General features: G+C 43.9%; 25 protein-coding genes. 6 read left to right on the top strand and 19 right to left on the bottom strand.

Features of this window, described 5'->3' with window-relative positions:
* Nucleotides 1–451 precede the first annotated feature (451 nt).
* From hflC to L3V31_RS15170, 5 genes are all read right to left on the bottom strand, one after another.
* Nucleotides 452–1,441, bottom strand: a complete 990-nt coding sequence (hflC, locus tag L3V31_RS15190) for a protease modulator HflC (RefSeq protein ID WP_237317063.1) — start codon at nucleotides 1,439–1,441, stop codon at nucleotides 452–454.
* Nucleotides 1,438–2,496, bottom strand: a complete 1,059-nt coding sequence (gene hflK / locus L3V31_RS15185) for an FtsH protease activity modulator HflK (protein WP_237317061.1) — start codon at nucleotides 2,494–2,496, stop codon at nucleotides 1,438–1,440. Before hflK ends, hflC begins: the two co-directional genes overlap by 4 nt.
* Before the next feature lie 555 nt (nucleotides 2,497–3,051).
* Nucleotides 3,052–3,459, bottom strand: coding sequence for a hypothetical protein (locus L3V31_RS15180; RefSeq protein WP_237317059.1), 408 nt, complete (start codon nucleotides 3,457–3,459; stop codon nucleotides 3,052–3,054).
* Nucleotides 3,460–3,484: 25 nt separating this feature from the next.
* Nucleotides 3,485–3,766: a hypothetical protein gene (locus L3V31_RS15175; protein ID WP_237317057.1), complete on the bottom strand. Its 282-nt coding sequence runs from the start codon at nucleotides 3,764–3,766 to the stop codon at nucleotides 3,485–3,487.
* 138 nt (nucleotides 3,767–3,904) lie between these two features.
* Entirely contained in the window at nucleotides 3,905–4,240 is a 336-nt protein-coding gene (locus L3V31_RS15170; protein ID WP_237317055.1) for a DUF1840 domain-containing protein, read from the bottom strand.
* A 357-nt stretch (nucleotides 4,241–4,597) separates the two neighbouring features.
* Here L3V31_RS15170 and L3V31_RS15165 point away from each other — a divergent pair, with 357 nt between their 5' ends.
* Nucleotides 4,598–4,756 (top strand): hypothetical protein, encoded by a 159-nt coding sequence (locus tag L3V31_RS15165; protein WP_014231978.1) that lies wholly within the window; start codon nucleotides 4,598–4,600, stop codon nucleotides 4,754–4,756.
* A 32-nt stretch (nucleotides 4,757–4,788) separates the two neighbouring features.
* Complete coding sequence (locus L3V31_RS15160) at nucleotides 4,789–5,523, top strand: chromosome partitioning protein ParA (protein WP_237317053.1); 735 nt, start codon at nucleotides 4,789–4,791, stop codon at nucleotides 5,521–5,523.
* Between the two features lie 88 nt (nucleotides 5,524–5,611).
* Here L3V31_RS15160 and L3V31_RS15155 read toward each other — a convergent pair whose 3' ends face one another.
* From L3V31_RS15155 to proV, 12 genes are all read right to left on the bottom strand, one after another.
* The gene (locus L3V31_RS15155; RefSeq protein WP_237317051.1) at nucleotides 5,612–5,995 is read right to left on the bottom strand and encodes a hypothetical protein; all 384 of its coding nucleotides are present in this window, start codon (nucleotides 5,993–5,995) and stop codon (nucleotides 5,612–5,614) included.
* A gap of 272 nt (nucleotides 5,996–6,267) precedes the next feature.
* Nucleotides 6,268–8,208 carry an LTA synthase family protein gene (locus tag L3V31_RS15150; RefSeq protein ID WP_237317049.1) on the bottom strand — a complete coding sequence of 647 codons (1,941 nt, stop codon included), beginning with the start codon at nucleotides 8,206–8,208 and terminating at the stop codon, nucleotides 6,268–6,270.
* Between the two features lie 191 nt (nucleotides 8,209–8,399).
* Nucleotides 8,400–9,812, bottom strand: coding sequence for an ATP-binding protein (locus tag L3V31_RS15145; RefSeq protein ID WP_237317047.1), 1,413 nt, complete (start codon nucleotides 9,810–9,812; stop codon nucleotides 8,400–8,402).
* Nucleotides 9,802–10,458, bottom strand: a complete 657-nt coding sequence (locus L3V31_RS15140; RefSeq protein ID WP_237317045.1) for a response regulator — start codon at nucleotides 10,456–10,458, stop codon at nucleotides 9,802–9,804. Before L3V31_RS15140 ends, L3V31_RS15145 begins: the two co-directional genes overlap by 11 nt.
* Before the next feature lie 3 nt (nucleotides 10,459–10,461).
* Nucleotides 10,462–11,097, bottom strand: a complete 636-nt coding sequence (locus L3V31_RS15135; protein WP_237317043.1) for a hypothetical protein — start codon at nucleotides 11,095–11,097, stop codon at nucleotides 10,462–10,464.
* 13 nt (nucleotides 11,098–11,110) lie between these two features.
* Nucleotides 11,111–11,905, bottom strand: coding sequence for an SDR family oxidoreductase (locus L3V31_RS15130; protein ID WP_237317041.1), 795 nt, complete (start codon nucleotides 11,903–11,905; stop codon nucleotides 11,111–11,113).
* Nucleotides 11,906–11,913: 8 nt separating this feature from the next.
* A complete protein-coding gene (locus L3V31_RS15125) occupies nucleotides 11,914–12,597 on the bottom strand; it encodes an iron-containing redox enzyme family protein (RefSeq protein WP_237317039.1) in 684 nt (227 codons plus the stop codon).
* Nucleotides 12,598–12,607: 10 nt separating this feature from the next.
* The gene (locus L3V31_RS15120) at nucleotides 12,608–14,143 is read right to left on the bottom strand and encodes an AMP-binding protein (protein ID WP_237317037.1); all 1,536 of its coding nucleotides are present in this window, start codon (nucleotides 14,141–14,143) and stop codon (nucleotides 12,608–12,610) included.
* A 7-nt stretch (nucleotides 14,144–14,150) separates the two neighbouring features.
* Nucleotides 14,151–14,762 carry a thermostable hemolysin gene (locus L3V31_RS15115; protein ID WP_237317035.1) on the bottom strand — a complete coding sequence of 204 codons (612 nt, stop codon included), beginning with the start codon at nucleotides 14,760–14,762 and terminating at the stop codon, nucleotides 14,151–14,153.
* Between the two features lie 261 nt (nucleotides 14,763–15,023).
* The gene (proX, locus tag L3V31_RS15110) at nucleotides 15,024–16,031 is read right to left on the bottom strand and encodes a glycine betaine/L-proline ABC transporter substrate-binding protein ProX (RefSeq protein ID WP_237317034.1); all 1,008 of its coding nucleotides are present in this window, start codon (nucleotides 16,029–16,031) and stop codon (nucleotides 15,024–15,026) included.
* Entirely contained in the window at nucleotides 16,024–17,103 is a 1,080-nt protein-coding gene (proW, locus tag L3V31_RS15105; protein ID WP_237317032.1) for a glycine betaine/L-proline ABC transporter permease ProW, read from the bottom strand. The genes proX and proW overlap by 8 nt, the downstream gene beginning before the upstream one ends.
* 4 nt (nucleotides 17,104–17,107) lie before the next feature.
* Nucleotides 17,108–18,295: a glycine betaine/L-proline ABC transporter ATP-binding protein ProV gene (proV, locus tag L3V31_RS15100; RefSeq protein WP_237317030.1), complete on the bottom strand. Its 1,188-nt coding sequence runs from the start codon at nucleotides 18,293–18,295 to the stop codon at nucleotides 17,108–17,110.
* 715 nt (nucleotides 18,296–19,010) lie between these two features.
* Between proV and ectA the strand changes: the two genes are divergently transcribed.
* From ectA to L3V31_RS15080, 4 genes are all read left to right on the top strand, one after another.
* Entirely contained in the window at nucleotides 19,011–19,544 is a 534-nt protein-coding gene (gene ectA, locus L3V31_RS15095; protein WP_237317028.1) for a diaminobutyrate acetyltransferase, read from the top strand.
* 35 nt (nucleotides 19,545–19,579) lie between these two features.
* Nucleotides 19,580–20,845 carry a diaminobutyrate--2-oxoglutarate transaminase gene (gene ectB / locus L3V31_RS15090; RefSeq protein ID WP_237317026.1) on the top strand — a complete coding sequence of 422 codons (1,266 nt, stop codon included), beginning with the start codon at nucleotides 19,580–19,582 and terminating at the stop codon, nucleotides 20,843–20,845.
* A 15-nt stretch (nucleotides 20,846–20,860) separates the two neighbouring features.
* On the top strand, nucleotides 20,861–21,247 hold the full coding sequence (locus tag L3V31_RS15085; protein WP_020336355.1) for an ectoine synthase: 387 nt from the start codon (nucleotides 20,861–20,863) through the stop codon (nucleotides 21,245–21,247).
* A gap of 92 nt (nucleotides 21,248–21,339) precedes the next feature.
* A complete protein-coding gene (locus L3V31_RS15080; protein WP_237317024.1) occupies nucleotides 21,340–22,764 on the top strand; it encodes an aspartate kinase in 1,425 nt (474 codons plus the stop codon).
* A 144-nt stretch (nucleotides 22,765–22,908) separates the two neighbouring features.
* Here L3V31_RS15080 and L3V31_RS15075 read toward each other — a convergent pair whose 3' ends face one another.
* The gene (locus tag L3V31_RS15075) at nucleotides 22,909–24,060 is read right to left on the bottom strand and encodes an ABC transporter permease (protein WP_237317022.1); all 1,152 of its coding nucleotides are present in this window, start codon (nucleotides 24,058–24,060) and stop codon (nucleotides 22,909–22,911) included.
* The gene (locus L3V31_RS15070; protein ID WP_237317020.1) at nucleotides 24,057–25,223 is read right to left on the bottom strand and encodes an ABC transporter permease; all 1,167 of its coding nucleotides are present in this window, start codon (nucleotides 25,221–25,223) and stop codon (nucleotides 24,057–24,059) included. The genes L3V31_RS15075 and L3V31_RS15070 overlap by 4 nt, the downstream gene beginning before the upstream one ends.
* Between the last annotated feature and the right edge of the window lie 29 nt (nucleotides 25,224–25,252).

Genomic DNA, 25,252 nt, shown 5'->3' with positions numbered 1-25,252 from the left:
CCCGCTACCTAAGTAGCACCTGAAATAGTTAATTCTTCGGCAGGTTATGCTAATCAAACGTAAAACTTTGATTAATAACCACTCTCCTGCAGTCTTCATCGGAACAATTACCTAAAAAGATTCATAAACTTAGTAAATGTTACTAAATTGTTACAAACTCTCAGGTAATCAGATAGTTAGCTTTCGCTAACGCAGGTAATCTACCAAAAGTGTGATGTAGGTTTCAAGTGGTTTTTGAGTGAAAAGACAATTTGTATGCCAACTTAAACTTGGTTTTATCACTGTTGAATTGATCCATTTGTGTAAAGAACGCTCAAACACTGCTGAAATAAATAGTACAAAGCCCGCTGCTGATTCAATATGTATAAAACGGTTTATCGGACGATCAATCCAATCAATATATTGTCTTGGTCGGCGAGTCGGGTTAGGTGACGCTCTTTTTGCTTTTTACTCATTGTTTATCGACAATAGGTATTAAGTTCCCTTCAATGCCATTGAGAAACTTGAATAAATCGCTACTAGTAGACAAAACAAGTGTTGTGTTTTCAGAAATGACAGTAGAGTAAGATTGCATCGTTCGTGTGAACTCATAAAGATGTCTCGCTTGAGGGCTTTTATTGTAAGCTAGTGAGTAAATTTCGGCAGCTTTGGCATCGGCTTGCCCACGAATCTCCTCGACTTCACGATAGGCCTCGGATTGAATTTTATTCAAATCTCTGATTCGGTCGCCACGAATCCTCGCAGCCTCCCCATACCCTTCAGATAAAAAACGTTCTGCAATTTGACGACGCTCACTAATCATTCGTTCGTAAATTTTAGGGCGAACACTTTCATTATAATTAATACGTTTGAAGCGAATATCGAGTAATTCAATACCAAAGATTTTTATTTTTTCTGACGCTTCAGAGAATATTTCTTGTTCTACCAATTGACGACCTTTTTGGATAGGAACAAGGGCACCAATTTTCAATTCTCCTTCAGCATCACTTAATAAGGAATCTCGTAACGGTGTACGATTTTTGTTTGTACGAATGATTTCGATTAATTCATGTTTTGCCACAGCATTTCGCGTCTCACTACCCAAAATATCGTCAAGCCGAGATTGTGCACTGCGTTCATCTTTGAGCCGTAAAAAGTATTGAAGTGGGTCGGTAATTCGCCACCGAGCGAATAAATCAACAGAAATATACAGCTTATCTTTTGTTGGCATATCGGAAGGGTTGCCATCCCACTCTAACACTCGTTTATCTATTGTGTTAATCTCTTGAATGAACGGTATTTTTATCTTCAAGCCAGCATCCACAACAGGTTCCCCTATCGGTTTCCCAAACTGAGTAATAATGACCTGTTGTACTTCACTCACCGTGTAAAGTGTGCTGTATAGGCTAAGAGAGGCACCTAAAGTCAATGCGGTTATGATCCCTATTTTAATCGGTTTCATTGTGCACCTCCTTGCGTTTCGTTGAGGTTGAGCAAAGGTAAAATATTATTTGCTCGCTCATCAATGATAATTTTGGCACGAATATTCGGTAATACAGCTTGCATGGTTTCTAAATAGATTCTTCGTTTGGTCACTTCCGGAGCTTTAATGTACTCGAACAATAATGCATTGAAACGAGCAGTATCCCCTTCAGCCTCATTAATCCGTTTTAGACGATAACCATCAGCCTCCCTGATCCTTTGATCTTTTTCTCCTAAAGCTAAAGGGATCACTTTGTTGTAATCGCGACGAGCTTCATTAATGAGTTTTTCTTTCTCCTGTTGAGCTTGGTTCACTTCGTTAAACGATGCCTGGACAGGTTGCGGAGGGTTGATGTTTTTCAATTGCACTTGGTCAATACTTATCCCTAATGCATATTTCGTTGAGAGCGCCTGCATTTTTGAAAGGGCTTCATATTCAATTTCTTGTCGACCTATCGTGATCACTTCATCCACGGTTCTATCCCCGACGACTTCACGCATTACGGATTCAGAAACATATCGAAGCGTTTCACTGGGTTCTCGGACTTCGAACAAAAACTTTATAGGTTCAGAAATTCGATATTGAACTACCCACTCCACAAGGGCGGCATTTAAATCGCCAGTGACCATTTGTGTCTCTTGGCGACGATCGCTAACGGTTGGACTTTGATGAGGATCATTAGCTCCTGGAGTCGTAAAACCAAACTCTTGTTTGAGCTGCCGTTTAACTGGCACTATTTTTACCGTATCAATACCAAGTGGCACCTTGATATGAAGCCCCGCTGGAACATTATGTACATATTTGCCAAAACGTTGTATTACAGCGACAGAGTCACTTGGAACCGTATAAAATGCTGACCATAAAGTGAGCGCTAAAAGTAAAATAATAAATGGAGTAAAAAAGCTTGAAGGCCCGCCACCTATAAAAATTTTCTTGAAGTGATGAAGAATAGTATAAAAAGCTCTTTTCAAATGTGGGGGTTCTTGTTTCCCTCCACCCCAGGGGTTTCCTGAAGGATGGTTACTTTGGAGCATGAGAATGCCCTCCGATATAGGCAAGAATTTTTGACCTATATAAATTGAATGAGGTAGGAATCACTCAATCAACTCGAGGCAATTGTGCAGAATTTACCATTAATTATTGAGCGTTACCTTAAGATGGGAACTCTATTTCAACTTCTCATAAAAATAGGGTTCAACAACAAGCATAACTCCTTTCTGTTGTATCTACAGTAGACCTTAAATAAGCTCTTTGTGTCACAAATACAACACGACGCATCATTATGTAAAATTATACAAGTTCACCTATTTATTATAGGTTATATAGTCCCGTATGAAGGCAATTTTATTAGTTTTGCCATACTGCTATACCTATACGCTGGAACGAATGCTTTGAAAGGTTTAGGGGGTATGAGCTTACCTGTTCAAAAAGCTGAATAGCCACCAGTGTCGTAGCCACTTTTACAGTCCACATTAGATCATAAGTAAGGAAAGCTTTGTATCTGCCCTAAGCAACGATACTAATCTACCTGAAGAATTGGAACCTTGTCATAGTTGAATCGACTCCAAAAATAACACTTCGTTATTCAATCATCTGATCACCATCACTCCAACCATGCCAAGCACAAAACCTAGCACCGCGCCCATCGGGGGCAACCAATGTTTTGCGAGTTTTACTCTTGGAGCGATATCTTGAAACACGGAATATAAAATACCTCCCGAAGCCACAAGCACAATCACAGCAATGGCAATAGCTTGTTCTTGCATCCATAGATAGCTGGACACCCCGCAAACAGGACCGAGAAATGCCATCAAAAAGAAAATGGCCATAATTTTCTTCGGACCAAAATGATAAGAGCTGTTCAACTCACGATATGCGTTAAAACCCTCTGGGATATTTTGTAATGTGATTAGAGCCGCAAGCAACGCCGCATCTGTACTTCCGATTGCAAATGCGGTTCCAAGCGCCATGGATTCAGGGATGAAATCAAGGAGCATCGCAACGAGTTGACTAGCTGGCGTCTCAAATTTTTAGAAGATACACGTCAAGCATCATGAAAATGAACCCACCAACCAGGAGGCAGGTCGATGCTATCAACGGGTCAAGCTTGGCAATACCATAAGGAACTAATACGAGAGCTACAGCAGACAATAGAGCACCACCACCAAATGCTGTGATGCTGTGACTGAACTCGGCCTCGAACAATCGTGACTTAAATTTTCCGATGCTGGCCAGAAGCGCGCCGAAAGGCATAGCCAGTCCCGCTGCCAATGTGAGTCCAACAAGAATTACGAGGTTATTCACGAGATGTACTGCATAGACATAATGATTCCCTGCGCTGTGTCAGCCTCCTGTACAAGTCGTGGTGTCAACCGTTAGGAAAGCTACTTATTGCATAATATGTACATTAGACGAAATACGCTGGCATGTCTGAAGCAAATGTTATGGGGTATCCCACATTACGTCGCATTGAGCATCTATCGCAGACTTTAATAGTTCTATTAATGGAGCGGCGCGGAGATTCAGGCTTACTACCTGTTCAGATAGAGCTTCCTCTTCATCATCTTCAACATATCCAGTGGCAGAGGTGTCTTTTTGAACTTCTGTACTTTCTGCAGCGAGTGAAAACGTTAATTTAGAAAGTGCCTCAGGGATATCTGGGGCAAGAATAGCACCGGGTACTGTACCACTATGACCCATCATCTTTATCAGTTGCAGCCCAATGTCACCGAACATTGTGACGTTAGCATAGCTTTTGCAACGAAATGTAATAAGCATGTACAGCTCCTGTTTTCACTTGATTCTTTTGAAAAGAATTACGCTCTTATCCTAAGTTTAGCGTGTACGCATTTCCTTATACATTTCATTTTCAGCCCTAAATCACCTCCTTCAATATGTGATTATCATTCGCTTCGACTCTGCCTGTAGAACTACTTCTAGAGATGAAGGGTTATCATGGTTATTCTGTGACTCTCGATAAGTAGTTCAATTAAGAGCACAAAATTGATCAAAACAACCGTACTCATTTTAAAATCTACGTTATGTTGACGTTGAGAAATATAGAAATAGGTTACAATAAACTTTTGTAGTTTTGTCCATAGAGACAGAAAAACTACAATCGGACAAGGAGGCTGTATGACCAGATTGTTAGCCATAGTGGTTTTGATCGTGTTTGCATTCGTGCTATTTCGTTATCGAACCAATGAAAAAGTCCAAAAAGCGACCATCATTATTTTGATAGGCGCATTCCTGATTTACACCGCATCGATAATGGTCGCGGAACTGATTCGCTAGCAAAATAACGAGATTCCTTGGAGTAATATACGGTGAGTTCTCAGAATAATATTGAAGAACATGAAGACGTGGTTGTGATTGAGCAGCGTGACAAGCGCACTCAGGTTTATATCGCAATTGCAGCTGTCTTGGGCATAGCTTTGGGTGGCTTAGTTGGCTCAGTTTTGACCGCAAACAAATGGGAATCGGCTTACCAAGTTTTAGAAGATAAATATCAGGCACTTGCTCAGGACAAAACGCAGCTTGTATCGCAAGTGAAAGTTCGAGAAGAAGGTTTGGATAAAGAAGTTGAGGACAAAGTAGCGGCACTTCTTGCGGCAAAAGAAGCTGAGCATCAAAAAGAATTGAAAGCGTTACAATCGCAACTTACCGAAGTCGAGAAGGTTAACCTATCACTTGAGTCACAGGTGAAACAGCAGAACGACAAGATTAGTACGACTAAATCCGAGAACGACAAACTGACTCGCCAGAGTGGTATACAAGCGACAATGCTGGAGCGTTCGCGAGAAGTCTTCCAAAAAGAGCTTAAGGTTTCCCAAGAGTTAGAATCTTTAGAAAAAGAGCGCGAGAAATTACTACCGAAAATTAGTAAGTTGAAGAAAGAGTGCGACGTGTATTTAGAAGGTAAGTCTTGGGATGTTAAATCTGATGTTTGTAATAAACATGACGAAGCCACATCTCGTTTAAGCCAGGTTGATCAACTTATTGAAGTCCACAAAATGGATTTAAAGCAGATTAAAGAAATGAGTGAAGATATGGGGCTCTAAGTTAGATTCATAGTCACCACTCATACTTAAAAAGGAAAAAGGAGCATCAATAAGTGCTCCTTTTTCATACTGTTGCTTATTTTAACGGTTAAATACGTGACGCGTCATAGCCTGACGCCAGCAGTAGCTCTCTTTCACGTTTAATTAACTGTGCACGATCTTCGATTAGTTCGTTTAACGCTAGGGAAGGCTTACCCGCAAACGTTTTGAATTCAGCGAAAGTTGTCGCCTTGGCAATTTCATCGATCATGCTGCTGATGACGTTACGAGCTTCACACGGGTTATCAACGGTTTTGAAATATTCAACTTGTTGTGCTGCCGTTTTCATTTCTGTCAGTAGTTCAAGAGGACTACTATCCTTCGCCACTGCCATGTAGTTATCAAGCACGCGTTTTGCGTACAGGAGTTCTGTTAGTGGGATATCTCGTCCGCTTTCGATTAGGGACTCGCTAAGGATCATACTTGAGCTCATTGCCATTCCTTTTTTGTCTTCTACACAGCTGTTGGTTTTCACTTGAGTCTAATTTATTGAAGTCCCAATGGGAATGGGTGAATAGAAATTTAAATAATATTTTTAGTCTTTTTTGGTGAATAATAATTCATTTTTAGGTTAAGGGTTAAAAATGTTGTTTTCTCGGTACGGACTTTACCCACAATGTCGAGAAGGTGATTACTTTCCAGATGTGCAAATAGGAGCCAAAATAGCGCCTATTTGAATCAAAATTTTACCACAAAATCTTCTTCTTATTGGGAGGAGTACCAACCGTGTTGATATGCTTTTGATGCGAATAGTGCATTTGCTTTTGCTCTTTCAACAACGGTTCTTTCGACATCCAAAGGTAGCATCGTTTTGCTTTCAAAGTCGTATGACAAAGTAGTCACTTTTTCTCCAGGAGAGAACACGACTAAGTTATCACGCGTTAAGTAACCGAAGTTTTTGTCGTACTGCATCATAGCTCGTTCGTCTTCTCGTGCTAACGGCTTAGTCAGATCTCGCCCAATCATCGGGCTTTTAGCATCAACGCCAATCAGTGAAAGCAGTGTTGGTGGCATGTCGATGTTGTTTGAAATTCGATCGTCTTTGCGAGGTTCAACCCCTTTACCGATGATCAATGCAGGGATGTGGAAGTGTTTGACTGGTACTAAGTTAGCGCCTGATACACGAGCATCATGATCTGCAATCACGATAAATATGGTGTCATCCCAATAGGAAGATTTCTTTGCTTTTTCAAAGAAGGTACCAAGCGCGTAATCTGAATATTTCACGGCGTTATTACGCGTCATGTAGTTCTCATCATACTGCTCAATTTTACCTTGAGGGTATTCGTATGGGCTGTGATTACTTGATGTAAATACCAAACTGAAAAATGGTTTGTTATCCTTAGCCAAGCGTTCAAACTCTTCATCGGCTTTGTTGTATAAGTCTTCATCGCTCACGCCCCATGAACCAACGAAGCCTGGGTTGCGGTAATCTTTTTCTTCGACAATTTGTTCAAAACCGTTACCAAAGAAAAAGGTCTTCATGTTGTCGAAGTTTGCCTCACCACCATAGATGAACTGTGTGTGATAGTCTCGGTTTTTCAACAAATCTGCAATGGTAAAGAATCCAGTTTGGCTTTTGCTTAATTTCACTACCGAACGTGAAGGGGAAGGAGGGAAACCGGTGGTCACAGCTTCAATACCTCGTACTGAGCGCGTACCAGTGGCGTACATTTGCGTAAACAACCAGCCTTCTTCTGTTAATTTGTCTAGGTTTGGTGTCAATGGCAAGCCACCTAAAGCGCCCACAAACTGCGTACCCAAACTTTCTTGCAACAGGATGACTAAATTTTTAGGTTTTCCTTTGTAAGTCGCAGAGTTGTGATTCATTGTTGGTAATAGCTCGGGATTAAAATCCGACTTTCTGGAAGATAAGCGAACGATCTCCAACATTTTTTGGCTATCCATTTTGCCGTAAAACTGCTCAGCACTCTTTTCTGACTTCATATTATTGACGGCAAACAGCAGTGAGTATGAGGAGTTAAGGGTAAGGTCGTTCAGTAAAGGATCACTAGAGAAGGCAACCATGGCTGGATTAAGAGGACGGTGACCAAAAGAAGAGCGCGCGCCTGCGACACCAATCAGTACGACCAAAATCGCTAACAAAGGGCGCCATTTCCAGTTGATCTGCTGTGCAGAATCAGTCAGTTTTTTACTCCATTTCCAACCCAAAATGAGAGTGAGAGCCGTACCAGCGGCGCCAATGAACAGTTCTAGCTTATAACCTGTCCAGAGCATGCTCATGACTTCTTTAGGATAAATTAAGTATTCGATGAACAGGCGGTTAGGGCGTAGGTCATACTCCTGAATGAACGGTGCGGTTGCCAATTCCATGTAGACTAAAATCCACAGGCCAGCGACCATCCACAGACGCAGAATCCACTTCCAGCCATCGCCTATTTTTCCGTTAAAAGGTAGCAGCGCAGAGAGCAGGGCTGGCAGAACAAATAACCAGCACAATGTGGCGGCATCAACTCGTACACCTTGGCCAAGAATATAGATAAGATCTTGAAACGATTCGATTCGGTCAGATTGCCAACAGAGTAACAACACTCGTGAAAGAGATAAAAAAGTGAGTGAAAACAAAGAAAAAACAGCAATTGGCTGTAGTGGCCCAAAAATGGGTCTGTTAAAAGTACTTCTCATATTTACTTATTTGATAGATTTAATAATTGTGCGATGCGGTTTTAACACGCGTGGTGTGAAATAAACGTGAAACATAACCGCAATCTATATGTGAAAGGAGAAGTATCTGGGCTTTTACTAGGGGATGCGACGAGCCTCACTGATAGTTAAGTCAATAGCCATGCAGCCATGCGCATTCGCGGTGGGTTCGCTTATTCGGAGTTGGGGAACACGATCACAAACGTATTCATCCCGTTATGCCGAGGAGCAATCTCAATAGTGGCATTGTGCAGTAAAGCAATGTCTTTGCAAATTGACATACCGAGACCAGCACCATCGCCGGTTTCTGAATGACCGCGATAAAATTGTTCGAAAATTCTTTCGCGAGTTTCTTGTGGGATCTCTGGGCCTGTATCGGATACTGATACTTTGATGGCATTCTGATTCTTAGAAACCTGCACCTGAATTTCACTATTCGCTCCGGAATATCGAATGGCGTTATCTATCAGATTACGGAACAGGACACCGAGTAACATCGGGTCTCCGGACAACTGAACATCTAAAGAGGACAGGCTGATGTCTTGCTCTTGTCTCAATGCCAGCGGAGCCAGTTCGGCGACCACCGTTTGTAGCAGAGGAGTAAGCTCGACGGTGTTAAATATACGCTCAGAGAGACTGTCTACTTTCGCTAATGTGAGAAGTTGGTGAATAAGTCGGTCGGTTCGTTCTATACCTTTGAGGATATTCTCTAGGTCACCGCGCTGCTGGTCTGGGTCATTACTTTGAAGCGCATTTTCAGCGTTTAGGCGCAGTATTGTTAGTGGCGTTTTCAACTCGTGAGCAGCGGCGCGAGTAAAGCGCTTTTCACGTTGCCATGCTTGTTCCAGCTCTAACAGCAGTGAGTTTAGCGCATTTACCAAAGGGTCCAGTTCAATAGTGTGGTCTGTTACGTGAATTCGATCTAATCGATGTACATTTCTCTGTGTGATGGCACTACGAAGTTCGTTAATAGGGCGAAAATAGCGTTGAATCAACCAAATCAGCAAAAGCAACAATGTTGGGATCAGCAAGATCTGTTCAATCAATGTCGACAGAGCAATTTCACGAATGATCTCTTGTCTTATTTTCTGTTTCTCAGCTACCACGACATACTCGTTGTTATGGGTGGTATGAGGGAAAGAAAGCTGAAAGGTTCTCCACGCTGTGCTGTTTACTTTAATGTCAAAGTAGCCGTTGTTGTTGGATGAAGACGAAAGCGGAGGTAGGCTGGGGGACGAACTCCAAATGAGTTCATCATTCCTGAAAAACTGAAACACGAGGTTTTGTTCATAGGGGTGGCCGAACTTGGTTGCTTCATCATCCCCTTTGGCTAATTGCTTGATGTTCTCCATCCACTGCTGGAATAACTCTCTATGATTGGCGAGCGTGCTCTCTTCCTTCGAAACCGAAAGCGCAAGGAACATCAGTTTTGCCGATTGTCCAAGCCTCGCGTCATAAACTTCTTCCACTTCATGCTTGGCCGATTGAAAGCTGAAAAATAACGATATCAGCATTAGAGTCGAGACCAGAAAAGTTACAGAGATGGTAAGCTTACGTTTTAGAGAGTAGGGCTTGTTATTTTTCAAGAATGTACCCCACACCGCGAATGTTTTTAATTGCTACGTTCGGCGCTTTTTTACGTAAGTTGTGTATGTGAACTTCTATGGCGTTGTCACTGGCGCCTTCATCCCAACCATGCAGAGATTGTTGTAACTGCTCTTTACTTTGCACCCGACCGGCATTGGTGATTAAACTCGTTAAAATTTTAAACTCATTGCGGGTGAGCTTCAGTGGTACGTCGTCATAGCGAATACTCTGCTCAGATAACGATAGGGATAACAATCCAACTTGAATGAGCTCATCGGCACTACCAGATTGGCGTCGAATCACGACACGCAATCTCGCGAGTAACTCTTCAAGAGCAAATGGTTTACCCAGATAATCATCCGCGCCGCTATCCAGGCCTTGAACGCGATCGCGTATATCATCTCTTGCTGTGAGTATCATTACTGGTAGCTTATAGCCATTTTTTCGAATATTACGTAGTACTTCTAATCCATCAATATCGGGTAGGGTGAGATCTAAAATCACAGCGGTGAACGCTTCTGTTTTTAGAGCGCTAGTCACACCTGCGCCTTTTTCCAACCAGTCCACGGTGTATCCATGGCGACTAAGTGAAGTCACCATGGATTGGCCGAGTAATTTGTCATCTTCTACCAGCAATAAGCGCATAAATTACTTTAGTCTCCCTAGCGTTGATTCGATTTCTTGTCTTCGCCCTTTATCAGCTAAAGGGCGGTCAGGGCGAGGAGAGGCTTGCATCGCGTGAGTGAGATACACTTTCGCTTCTTGATCTCTTCCTTCCTCTGCAAGGAAATCACCATAAAAATAGTTCGGGTCGATGCCGTTTGGATTGATCTCTAGAGCTTTTTTCAACATTTGTTCTGCTTTATCGTCATCACCAAAGCCAATTGGCCATCCCGGAACTTTATAATATAGCGAACCCAGGCTGGTGTAAGCCGATCCATCAAGAGTTTGTGGTGAGGTTTGAATGACTTGCTCAAGTAGCGACTTGGCTTCTTTGGCTAAAGACAGTGCACCCAGTCCACCTTTCGCGCCAGCGAGAGACGCTTTATTGATAGCCAGCCAAACCGTCAGCTCTGGGTTGCCTGGTTCTCTGTCTAAGTAAATACTGGTTTTTGCAATCGCATGGTTAAAGCAACTTTCCTTTTCATCACCGTTAGGAGTGCTGTACTGGCATTCTGCCCATTTCTTTTGCACATCTTGAAGTGGAGTATTTCCTGCCAATGAAGCGGTGGAAGCCAACGCTGAACATACAGTTAGAGTGCATAGTATTTGTTTGGTATTCATCGTTTCTGTCCTATTAGTGGCTAACGCGGTTTACGTATTGATGGATGGTTTCTTGCTGTTTTCTGATCGCTGACGAAACGACGTTTGGCAGCAGTTGATTAATGCGCGCAAACAGCTTTTCTGGCCAGCCGATCCATTTTGCGGAAATCTCTTTTTCCAGCATGGTGGCGACATGTTCGGCGACCACTTGTGGAGAATCGGTTTTGTTTCCTAGTTTCTGGTTCAGCTCATTAACAATGTCGCTGTTCAATGACGTTTCTGTGGCTCTTGGAGCTAGGTACAACGCACGAATTCCGGTAGCAAATAACTCACGATCCAGCGCTTCAGTGAAACGGTGCAGTCCCGCTTTAGCCGCGCAATAAGAGGTATAACCTGGATAACCGATGGAGCCGAATGTGGAACCAATGTTTAGGATAACGCCTGGTTGCTTCAGCCAGGAAAGTGCAGATTGACAAAGCAGCATTGGTGCGACTAAGTTGAGTTGAATATCCGCCTCAATTTGTGTCGGATGTTTTTGACTTAATAAAGAGAAATCATTACATCCGGCGTTGTTTATTAAGGCATCCACTTTTTGTTTTTGTCGGGCTAGTTCTCGTACGGCATTCAGTCCATCGGTAGTGGTAATGTCTGCGACTAACACGTCGTGAGTGTCTGGGTTTGCGAGTGAAGCCTTTAGTGCAATTAACTTTTCTTCATTTCGCCCAACGAGAAGCAATGTAGCACCGCGATTGGCCAATTCCGTTGCGATAGACTGACCAATTCCACCAGTCGCACCAGTGAGTAGAATCGTACTTGCTTTGATCTTCATGACTCACCTCACGCCGCTTGCTGATTTGAATAAGACGGCAATGTTCGTAACATCTGGCCATACAGAGAAAACACCATGTTGGCTGAGTCGATGATGACTTGCTTATCTTCCTCTTTGGTGATTTTGTTCATTAATGACTCGAAAAACTGCAGGTGGTCTTGATCCAACACGCTGTGAGAAACGAGGTAGGTCATTGCTGAGGGCGGAAGATCCAATGTAGACTGGATTTTTTCAGCCATCTTCCCGCCGATACCGACACTTGTCCCCTCTAGTACCCATACCATGCCAAAGAGGGCTAATGGGTTATTTCGATCGATGTTGTGGTAAAGGTATGAAACCATCAACTCGATCGCTTGTCCGGTTCGGCCTTCTCCCTGATTGTTACGTACAGATTCGACGTTACCGCCACAAGCCTGGATGTCATTAAGAATCCATTCCTGATGGCCTTTTTCTTCCTCAATATATTCAACAATGGCTTCACGTACCCACTCATAGTCAGCGGATAGTCGACCACCACAGGCCATCAGAAGCGGTACAGTGTGTTTAACGTGATGATAAGCCTGAGTCAGGAAAGCAATATACATTAGCTTGGAAATTTGGCCTTGTTGTACATCAGCAATCACGGGTGCGGTTAGCATAGTTTGCTGGGCGGCCGCAGTTTGTTGTTTTAGTTGTTCAAAAAAAAGGGTCATAACCTTCTCCTTAAGAAGCGATAGATTGCTGTAAAGGCAGGTCAAGTTTTTGTACCTTTTGACCTTCCAGCATGAATTCAGAATGAGTGTTATTGAGGAGTAGATTAACGCTGTGTTCGATTTCACTGCGTTTGAGTTTGTCGTTTTCGGTGTACCAACTTCTGATGGCCCTAGGATTATGAATGACCAGCAAAGTCTGGATTCGCGCGTAATCGGGCAGCGTGCTGTTTAGCGCAGAAATTTTTTCTATCAATTTCTCGCTGGTGGCGACGATGGCACATAAAGCAAGTCGTCCGTCACCAGTGACAATGAGTGGAACATTGGGTAGAAATGCCAGTGCTTCAGACTCAATCCACTCGGGTGACACATTTCTCCCGTATGCGGTGACGATAAGGTTTTTCTTGCGGCCGGATAAGGTGACAAACCCTTGTTCATCAAGCTGTGCTAAGTCACCAGTTGCGAACCACTCCTGACTAAAGGGTTCGTTCAAGTAGCCCAGTGCGATGCTGCCCTTAACATGCAGTTCGCCATCTTCTGCGATACGGATTTGTGTGTGAGGCAGTGGTTTTCCACACGTTCCCGCTTTGAACGACGAAGGGGTGTTTAAACAAACGACCGAGCCACATTCAGACAAGCCGTAGCCTTCAAAGGCAGGAATGTTCAAGGAGTGAGCTGCGTTAATCAGTGACGATGAAACTCGCGCTCCTCCAACAGCAACGAATTTCAAAGAATTAGCTAGGTCCGGCTTCTGTTTGGCAATTTGGATAAGAGCAAGCAACAGCGCAGGCGTTAACACTAAGCTATCTGGGTTAACTTCGGCGAGCACTTTGGCAAATAGCGCTGTGTCAAACTGACTGGAACCGATCAAACCGGTTTTATTACCGGGTAGAATATAGGAAGTTGCACCCAAAAAAAGCGGTACGTATATCCCTGTAATGTTTTCCAGCAATGTGGATAGCGGAAGCAAGACCATATGTGATTTTGCTAAACCATCAACACTTTGTGCCAGTGAGCGGGCAACTTCACACAGGTGAACATTGCTCAAACAGACGCCTTTGGGCTGACCTGTTGAGCCTGACGTAAAGGTGATTTTGCCTGTTCCTGTGAGATAAGAAGCCGCGCCCTGAACTGTTGTGCGTAAGACAGCCAAGCCCGAAATTTCGGTGTTTATATTCTGGTTCGCTTGAGGGTCGATAGATGCCGGAAGGGAAACTTTTTGCCAGTCGCCGATCAGCGCGTCTACGCGAGATTCCCTCAATGTATGCGCCACTTGCGCGTCAGAAAAGAAGGTCGGAATAGGGACAACGACGATATTCGCAGCCATTGCCGCCAAATCGATAATTGCCCAGTTCACGCTGTTGTCAGTACGCAGCGCTAATGCTTCGATATTGAGCGAGTTCAACGCTTCAGCGGTGTGCTCTATTTTACTCAGCAGGGCAGAGTACGTAATTTGAACCGTTTGTCCCAGTTCATCTTGACCAACAAGGGCGACGTGATTGGGTTGAGTGATAGCCCATTTGTTAAGTGCATCGAAGAGAATATTCATATTTTACCTATGCTTGTTTGCATTTTCTTTCGTGGACCAAACGAAGACGTTCTAACCCTTTTACTAAGTTTCCGGCGAGAACACGTGGTTGGTAATCGTAATACGATCCCCAAGTTGAACCTGAATCCGGAACTTTGTTTGGGTCCGCTTGCGCAAGGAGTTGGGGTTCTAGACCAAGACGAGCCATCAAGGCGTGAAGTGGGTCAGTGGCTGTAAAAATGCACCACTCAAAGCCAAGGTCTACCAACATTTGAGCGATTAGGTAAAAGTGCAGGGCAGACATCCCCTTAGCGAACGAGGCAAGGTGTCCAAACTCAACCAGATTGGAACGTTTCACGTCAGATTGAAAAGCAGTTGATACGAGGTTCTGAGCTTCGTCCTCCAGGTACTGTTCAAGAAATAAAGGCTCTTGTTCTGCAATACGAAACCCACAAACTGAAATAATATTGTCGTTATCAATGAGCGTTAAATACGCAGGCATGAAAACTTTAAGTTCGGCAAAGAATGCTTCCTGATAACGCAGAGAAACATGCTCGATCACTTTATGCCAAAGAGGGTGAGTGGGGCTTACGATATCTAAAGTAAAACCCTGAATAGAAGTCTGTGCATGTTTTTTCATTGGCGCTTCCATTTATTGATTCGTCATCAACAAAATAAAACGCGAAACTTAAGAAACTCTTAAGGAAAGAAATTTAACTGAATTTATGATTTGGAAATGTGTCCTCAATCGTTTCGAAGACATGGAGTGCTTTTTTTGGGGTGGGAGGTGGGACTGGTGTGGAAAGAGCAAAAAATAAGAGCCAATTGGATAAACAAGTGGCTCTTATAAGCGTTTTATCTTGTGCTGTCACATAGCACGATAATAGTGATTAGTTGATGGTTACATCGCTGCTTTCTTAGCTTCGGCTACCCAACCATCGAACGTTTTTTGGTGCGCTTTGATCCAGCCGTTCACATGAGATTCGATATCTGCAGTACTGTTTTTGCCTTGGCTCATCATCATGTTTTGCGCACTCACATCATTAATGTTGAGCTTAATGATTTCAAACAGCTTGGCGGCAGCCGGGTTTTTCTCGGTAAACTCTTTGTTCGCGACGATGCGCATTGAGTTCATTTCGAAACCGTAGTTCTTACCGTTTGGAAGCGTAGTGTCGATATCGTCACGCTCACCAGGAAGTGAAGAGAATGGCACTTCCAACCAAACGACGTCTTTACCCGGAACCAATACGCCACTTACCCAGTATGGAGTCCAAGTGTAGTAAAGAATCGGGTCGCCTTTCTTATAGCGAGAAATAGTGTCTGCGATGATCGCTGCATAGTTACCTTGGTTGTGTGTGACGGTGTCACGAAGTTTGAAAGCATCCATCTGGTGCTCAACCACCATTTCACAACCCCAACCTGGGTTACAGCCTGTTAGATCGGCTTTGCCGTCACCGTTCGCATCAAACAGTTTTGCCAGTTTTGGATCTTTCAATTGGCCAATATTGGTAATGCCATATTTCTCTGCGGTTTTCTTGTCGATCAAGTAGCCTTGAGCTGCACCGCTGACGTACTGGCCTTTACGATAGAATTTGTCGTCACCACCAGACATGGTGTACTTGTCGGCGTGAAGAGGGAACCAACCTACGGCTAGGAACGTAGCATCACCTTTTGCAATGGAAGTGTAACCCACGTTGTAGTCCACTTCTTTGGTTGGTTTGACGTCGTAGCCAAGCTCTTCCAACGCACGATTCACGATTAACGTTTGAAACGTCTCTTCTGCTACGGTTGATTGTACTGGTTGAACAGTCACACCTTCACCTGGTAGATCCGCTGCAATACTACTTGTCGAAAAAGCAATGGTGCTTAGTGCCCCAATAGAAAGGGTTTTCTTCCATGAACTATTCATTCGTTTTTCTCCTAAGTTTTTGGTCGTCTTGGTTCGTTTTCAGTTTTAATAGGTATGAAACAGGACCCGTGTGATACCAGCGCAGTTTTGTATTACCAGCGTTTACGCCTAATACCTGAGTGATTCGGTCTAAAAGAATCGCAAGGATTACGATGCCGATACCACCCACAGCCGCTAGGCCCATATCAAGCCGCCCGATACCACGTAATACCATTTGGCCCAAGCCTCCGACAGCGATCATGGAGGCGATAACCACCATAGAGAGCGAAAGCATCAGAGTTTGGTTTACACCCGCCATGATGGTTGGCAGTGCCAAAGGTAATTGGATGCGATAAAGCATCTGTTTTTTGCTTGCCCCGAAGGAATGACCTGCTTCGATCAGCTCTTCTGGTACTTGTTGAATGCCCAGTATTGTCAAACGAACAACGGGCGGAAGTGCAAAAATAATCGTAACCACAACACCAGGAACATTACCGATACCAAACAGCATTACGATAGGCACCAGATAAACGAACGCTGGTGTGGTCTGCATGGCATCTAAGATCGGCCTGACAAATTTTGCTGCTGTGTTACTTCTTGCTAGCCATATACCCAACGGTAGCCCAATCAATAGACAGAAGAATACGGCGGTTAAGACTAGTGACAGTGTGGTCATCGCTTGAGACCATGCGCCAATCAATCCGATGAATATGAGAGATAAAGCGGTCGAGACACCCAGTTTGAAGTTAGAGAATTGCCACGCGAGTAGAAACAGAACCAGAACCATGATCGGCGCTGGCGTTGATACTAGTGCGGTTTCAAAGGAGGTCAAAATAAAGTCGATAGGAACTCGAACTGCCTGAAAAACCGGACGACCGTGATCCACTAGCCAATTTAGTCCCGTTTCTACCCAGTCATCGAGAGGAAGCACCGCTTCCTCAAACGGGTTCATGATATCGAAAGGTGCATGTTCAACCGTTTCTGAGCTGAGCCAGTCGTTACTCGTCGCCGAGTCTGATGTTTGACCCCAGGGATCATCTTGCGCAGGAGCAGGCTGTGCCCACGGATCATTGTTTGTTTCTTCTGATGACATTGCCTTACTCCTTGTCTAGTGTTTGCAGAAGACGTGATTTAGTCACGACGCCAAAGTAGGTACCTTGTTCATCTACAACGGGTACTGCATAAGGAACGTCTGCAACCACGCCCAGAATATCGTTAATGGATTGGTGTGGTTGGAGCGTGACATCGTTTTCTAGCTGTGCACTGGACAAAGAACGGTTCTCTTTGTGTGCTGAACGCAATGACTCAAGGGAAACAATGCCGGAGTAGCGGCTGGATTTGTCTATGACGATACCGTATTCACGATCATGGTCCATGAGTATCTGCATTGCAGAGCCCGGACCGTCGTTATCCGATTTTTTAAAGACGGCCGCCGGTTTTTTACGAGCGATATCTTTAACCGTCAAAACACTTGCTATGTTTACGCCGCGGAAGAAGGCCTCGACATAATCATTTGCAGGATTGTGAAGGATTTCATCTGGTGTACCGACTTGAACAACCGCACCATTTTGCATGATCGCAATTCGGTCACCGATTCGCATCGCTTCGTCAAGATCGTGAGAAATGAACACAATCGTCCGCTTATCGTCGTTCTGTAAACGGATAAGCTCATCTTGCATTTCAGTTCGAATTAATGGGTCAAGGGCAGAGAAAGCCTCGTCCATCAGGAGAATATCAGGGTCACAGGCAAGGGCTCTAGCCAGGCCAACTCGCTGCTTCATACCACCCGATAATTCATCCGGAAAAGACTCTGCATAAGGGTCAAGCCCTACTCGTTCAAGAGCGGAGAGCGCACTGGCATGACGTTCTTCCACACCAACGCCCGCGAGCTCAAGACCAAACGCTGCGTTTTCAATCACCGTCATGTGCGGCATTAGTGCAAAGCTTTGGAATACCATTGAGATATTGTTTCTGCGAACTTTTCTTAGTGCATCTTCAGAGATGTGGGCGATATCTTCACCTTTAAGGTAGACACTCCCTTTGGTTGGTTCAATCAGTCTGTTTAGGAGGCGGACAAGAGTGGATTTACCTGAGCCAGAAAGACCCATAATTACGAAAATCTCACCTTCGTTGATGGAAAGAGAAACATCATTTACACCGACCGTTAAACCAGTTTGCTCGAAGATGTCATCTTTATCGACACCTTTGTCGATAAGTGAGAAAGCACGCTCTGGGTTTTCACCAAACACTTTATAAAGTCCCTTAACTTCCAGTATGGGGTCCATGTAATCGTCCTTTTTTGTATCTAACGTTTTGTACTCTAATTAATTTTTGAAAAAATATCAACGAACTAGGTGCAAATGTGATTTTGGTTCCACCTGTATTGAGGTGATTGCCAGTAATGTGCCTATATTAATATATATTAATAAATACAGATGCTTAAGTCTTTTTTGTTGTGGTTTATTTAGTCCTTAACGCGAGAGTAAATTAATTTTGAAGTTTATTAGACATTTTTGTGTAGATAATGTGTATGCATCGCAACCAATTTTTGAGCGATTCCGCCTCAGATATAAATTTAGAGGTCAAATGTTTAGACGCCGAATGGCTGGTGCATGTGTAAGAGTTGAGATACATCCACTAGTAAAATGGTGACGAGAATTGTTTGTAAACTTAGATCAATTGATTAGCTAGGAACCAATTTGAGTGCTTGATGGGATGAAGGAGCCAAAAAGAGCACCTTCGTTCATTGATAGGCTTTATTTTCTCCCGAAAAATAGAGAGCGCTCAAAATTATATTTGCTAATTTACCGTGTTCCGCGTTACTAACAGCTTCTGGATAAGATTAGAACTCAAATATTTTAATGTATGGTTAAATGGCTTAAAAGTGTGATTCGTGTCACATAAATGCGGATATAATCCACGAATATTTGATTTTTAGTGGCGAGAAATGCCCATAATAATAGCGAAATTAATTAGACCTCAAAGGATATGAATTTTCACATGATCACATCAGCACCTTGGGTCCTCTATCCAGAGATTGAAGAGGAAACAAGAAACAAATGGATTTTTCGTGAACCTAAGATCTCTGATGGTGACGACATCTACAGCTTAATTGCTGACTGTCCGCCGTTAGATATGAACTCTTCTTATTGCAATTTCCTTCAGTCAACACATTTTAGTAAAACCAGTATTCTGGTTGAATGCAATAAAGATATCGCCGGTTTCATATCGGGTTATCAGAAACCAGACGAACCAGAAGTGTTATTTGTCTGGCAGGTTGCAGTTTCACCTCGTTACAGAGGTCACGGTTTAGCGTTTCGCATGCTAAAAGAGCTTCTTACCAGAGAAGGCCTGAGTAGCGTGAAAATGGTAGAAACGACTATCACGGAAGACAACAAAGCCTCTTGGGCTTTATTCAAAAAGTTAGATGCGATGAACGGCAATTCTGGCCAAGTAAGCACATTTTTGGATGAAGATGCCCACTTTAAAGGCAAACACGATACAGAGTACTTGTATCGAATTCCCCTAAAATAATCCTCTAACTATAGGAATTAAAAAACGGTCTCATCATGGATATTTTCAAAAAGCAGGAATCCAACGTACGCTCATATTCAAACAACTTTCCAGTCGTATTTCGCAAAGCGAAAGGTTGCTGGCTGGAAACAGAACAGGGCGAACGCTATTTAGACTTCCTTGCTGGAGCGGGATCTCTAAATTACGGCCATAACAACCCTGTACTTAAGCAAGCATTACTTGAGTACATTGAAATGGACGGCATTACACATGGTCTGGATATGCACTCAGAAGCGAAAGCAACGTTTCTTGAAGCGCTGGACAACTACATTCTTAAGCCAAGAAAACTGGATTACAAAGTTCAGTTCACTGGGCCTACTGGTACAAACGCAGTGGAAGCTGCACTCAAGCTAGCGAAAAAAGTGACGGGCCGAAGCAGCATTGTCGCTTTCACCAATGGCTTCCACGGTTGTACAGCTGGCGCATTGGCGGCAACAGGTAACCAGCACCACAGACAAGGTAATGGTTCTAGCCTACACAACGTGTCTCGTATTCCGTTTGAAGGTTACGCAGGCGTTGATGGTTTGGCTCTGTTTGAAACGATGCTTAACGACAACTCAGCTGGTATGGACAAGCCTGCCGCTGTACTTCTTGAAACAGTGCAGGGTGAGGGCGGCTTGAATGTCGCTTCAAACGAGTGGCTACAACGTCTAAGCAAAATTTGTAAAGCAAACGACATTCTTATGATTGTCGATGATATTCAGGCTGGTTGTGGACGTACGGGTACGTTCTTTAGTTTTGAGCCATCAGGCATTCAGCCAGATATCGTAACCTTGTCAAAATCTATTGGTGGTTACGGTTTGCCAATGGCGGTCGTGCTTCTGAAACCAGAGCTTGACCAATGGAAACCAGGCGAGCACAACGGTACTTTCCGAGGTAACAACCACGCATTTATTACTGCCGCTAAAGCGCTTGAAATTTACTGGGCGAACGACGACTTTGAAACGCATATTAAGCAGTGTTCAGAAAGTGTAAGTAACGTTATTGAACGTTGTGTACGTCGATTCCCACAAATGTTCGTGAAGAAAAAAGGGCGCGGCATGATGGTTGGTATCGAGTGTAACAGTGGTGACCTGGCATCAGAAATTGCTAAATCGTGTTTTGACAGTGGCATGGTCATCGAGACTGCTGGTCCTGACGACGAAGTCGTTAAATTCTTCTGTCCACTAACGATTAGTGAGTCAGAGCTCGATCAAGGACTAAGCATTTTTGAAAATGCAGTAGAAACCATTGCTGCAAAACACTTCAAACAAGCATCTTAATAAGGAAAATTAATAATGATTGTTAGAACACTCGAAGAGTGTCGCAACAGTGAGCGACGTGTAGTTTCAGATACTTGGGAAAGTGTCCGTATGTTGTTGAAAGACGACAAGATGGGTTTCTCTTTCCATATCACGACTATTTACGAAGGCACGGAAACACACATCCACTACAAAAACCACCTAGAATCTGTTTTTTGTATGAGTGGTGAAGGTGAAATTGAAGTGGTAGGTGGTGAAACCTATCCAATTAAACCAGGTACACTGTACATTCTGGATAAAAACGACGAGCACTACCTAAGAGCATATAAAAACAAAGAAATGGTAATGGCGTGCGTATTTAACCCACCTATCACAGGTGCTGAAGTACACGATGAGAACGGCGTGTATCCTCTTGTTGACTAAAGCGAAATAGTCACTGTGAGGTGGGTTTCCACCTCACATTTCAATTCTCTCTTCTTTATTACTTTTAAGTTACCAATCAAAAAAGGCTTATCATGACTTTTACCGTAGAAAAAATCGGCGGTACTTCAATGACAGCATTTGATGCTGTTCTAGACAATATTATTCTTCGTCCCAAAACACCATACAACCGAGTTTTCGTTGTATCGGCTTACGGTGGTATGACTGACGCGCTATTAGAATGTAAAAAAACCAGCAAAGCGGGCGTATACCAACTGGTTGCTAAGCGCGACGACACATGGGAAGAAGCGTTGGCATACGTAGAAAACCGTATGTTACTGACAAACGAGAATATTTTCGCCGATCCAATGAATCGAATGCGAGCGGATAAGTTCATTCGATCTCGTATCTCAGAAGCGAAAAACTGTATCGCTAATATCCTGGAGACTTGTCAGTACGGCCAGTTTTCACTGCGTCACTACTTGCCTCAAATCCGCGAGTTTCTTTCTTCAATTGGTGAAGCGCACAGTGCTTACAACACCGCATTGAAACTGAAAAATATGGGCATTAACGCGAAGTTCGTTGATTTGTCTGGCTGGGATACGACAGAGCCACAAACTCTTGATGAATCGATTAGTGAAGCGTTCGCGAACATCGACGTAACAAAAGAACTGCCTATTGTTACCGGTTATGCATATTGTAAAGAAGGCTTAATGCATACCTATGACCGCGGCTACAGTGAGATGACTTTCAGTCGTGTCGCTTCGATCACGAAAGCGGATTTAGCGATCATCCATAAAGAATACCACTTGAGTTCTGCTGACCCACGCGTCGTTGGCCCTGAGAAAGTATTGCCAATTGGTAGCACTAACTACGACGTAGCTGACCAGTTGGCTAACCTGGGAATGGAAGCTATCCACCCTAATGCTGCTGCGGGTTTGCGTGAAAGTGGTATCGAACTGCAGATTAAAAACACATTTGAGCCTGAACATGAAGGTACTTTGATTTCTTCTAGTTACCGTCCAGAGGAAGACAAAGTGGAGATCATTGCTGGTAAGCAGAAAGTGTTTGCGTTGCATCTGTTTGATCAAGCGATGGTCGGCAAGGTGGACAACGTAAGCTATGAGTTGATGGAAATCATCTCTGATGCACGCGTTACGTTAGTTGGTAAAGAAATGAACGCTAACTCGATTACTTACTACCTTGGCGGTAGCGCGGATAGCTTGAACAAAGTTCTGTATAAAGCGGAAAAATGTTACCCGAAAGCGTCAATCAAAGGGCGTATGGTGGCATTGATTTCAGCGATTGGCTCTCATATCGACACCAACAAAACGTTGGCCAAAGGTGTACTAGCGCTAATGAACAGTGGTGTTACTCCAGTTGCTTTACACTCATCACTACGTAATGTGAACGTTCAATTCGTTGTGGGTGATAAAGAGTATCAGCGAGCAATTTGTGCGCTGCATGATGAGTTCTTCGAACCAGTGGAAAGCGCTGAATCAATAGAAGACGTAGCGTAAGTCAATTACTCAACAAGCCGTGATACAAAGGGAGCCTTTTTGGGCTCCTTTGTTGTTTCTACTTTACTGTGTTTAATTCGGCTATGGAAAAGCTGCTTAATTGAACGATAAGAGACGGGCTGTGTACGTTTGCTTATTCACCCATTAGCTTAAACTTTCTGTCACAACAGGTCTGGAGTTACGTCTTGCTATCCAATACGCGATACCTCCCCAGAACAGAGTAAGCAGCCACAGGGCGGTCCAGTGCTTAGCCACTTGTTGCCATGTTGCCCCCATTTGATTTAAAGCGAGAAAGCCCTTGATTGCCCAAGTGCTCGGGCTTAAGTCTGCTATCCAAAGTAGGGGGGCCGGAATGGATTCTACTGGCCAAATGAATCCAGCAAGGAAGATAAGCGGCATTGAACTTACCAGTACGACTAAGGTAACCAACTCTCTTCGTGGTAAAAGGTAACCAAGCCAGAACCCCAAACCACAGCAGCTTAAAAGAAACGGTACGAGCAAGGTAAGCAGTTCAGTCGCCTGAGCGATGTGATTAACGCTTAACCGTTCAAAGCTAGCGCCAAAATAATACGCACTTAGCAGAAAATAAATCGCGACAAAGATAAGCGTCCGCACCAGTAGTAATGAAGTGGTCGATACTTGTGACCAGTAACCTCGTCCATGACGCTGTGATCCTGTTTGTAACCCAACCGCCATGATTAATGTTTGTTGTAGAATCAGAACGAATACCGCAGGTACCACGTACTCGATATAACCCATGGTGGGGTTAAAGGTCGGTTTCATATTGAGTTTTATCGCCGAGTAGTTATGGCTGGCCATACTCAAAGGTACACCTTCAATCACCAGCTTACTGACTTTTACCTGCGCGCCTAGCGTCCCACCAGCCTGTGCTAGACCTTCTACGACTGTGCCATACACCAAAAAGTAAGACGCGTCGGCAGCATAGGCTAGAGTAGGGCTTTTACCTAGCATCAAATCTCTATAGAAGTGCTCAGGAATCACTAAAAAACCAGTGATGTCGCGGCTCAAAAAGGCTTGTTTGGCGTCTTCGATGGTATGTAACCTAGATACAATTTTTACCTGAGGTGTTGCATCAACCATACGCTCTAATTTCAGACTGGTCTGGCTTCCATCCAGATTAACGACGGCAATCGGCTGCTCACGAGGGGTTTGCTGTGTGTAGGGCAGAGGGTAGAGGAATGAGTAAAATACCACGCCACCAAAAACGGTCAGTGTCACTACAGGGTTGGTCAATACCGAGCGGATTTCCGCTTTAATCAGTTGCCAGAGTGTCATATGACCTCCTGATTATGGTTAAGGCGTGCTGTATTTCGGTGCTTGTTAATCAACGCAGCGGTTACAAGCAAAGGCACTGCGTAGCCGACCATTGTCCATAGTGAGTTCAGTGATTGAGCGGCTGGCACGCCGTAGCTTGCCTGGCTCACTTGAACTTCAATGTAATGACTGATTGGTAATAAGGAGCGCCAGGCCGTCGCGAGCGTATTCATGTCTGTCACCGGAAAAGTGATCCCCATAAAGGCAAAACTTGGCGCAGTAAACGCACCTGCGAAACTCATCGCGCGAGCAGGATCCATAGACAGAAAGAAAAACAGTGCACCCATAATAATACAGGCGATAACAGTCACCAGTTGCGCCAGTAATACAACAATTATACTGCCTTCCATTGGCCAGCCCAGCAAAACGTAAAACCAGTAGATAAACAGTACACCTTGCACCATAAACACGGGGATGTAAGAGCCTAGAATAGAAGCCAGTCTTAAGAAGGGTTTTTCGCCCAGAAACTGAAACCCACTTTTGTCGCCATAAATACGAAAATGAGCGCCAAGAATTAAAATCGTACTGACCACGATACAAATCTGCCAAATAGCGGGCACGATCGCCGTCACCAGAAACTGAGCGTAATTGGTATTACGATTAAAAAGTGCCGTAATTTGGGTAGAAACAGGCACAGCCTGCCCGATAGCAGAAATTGCTGTGGTATCGCCTTTCGCAAGGTTGCCCATGGTTTGCAACTGAGCATCAAAATGGCCTTGCGCTTGTGCAACCGCGGAATTAATTAACTTCGCAACCAGAATATATTGGCTGTTAAAAAACACCGATAGCTGGGGCTGACGATGCTGCAAAATGTCTTGATCGAATTGAGGAGGAATGACCGCGTAAGCGTAAATGTCACCTTCAATCATGGCATTTTTTGCCTCGGTCGCACTGACGTAATGGTAATCCACGGACAAAGTTGGAGAGGCATCGAAGGACTGGATTAATTTGCGTGAAAGTTGAGAGTGCTGCATGTCCACGATACCGATGGGCAAATCGCGTGCAATGCCAGCAGAGAAGACTCCCCAAATGGTCAACGCGAGTAAAATAGGAACCCAAGTGAGGCAAGAAAATAACCACTTATCGCGCCGTAATATATGCCGTTGTGAAATCTCTATCGTCATAGCGTAAACCGTAGTTGCCAATGTTCAGA

Source organism: Vibrio sp. J1-1 (assembly GCF_021728395.1).
GTDB lineage: Bacteria > Pseudomonadota > Gammaproteobacteria > Enterobacterales > Vibrionaceae > Vibrio.
This window is presented reverse-complemented; position numbering and strand designations above follow the sequence as displayed.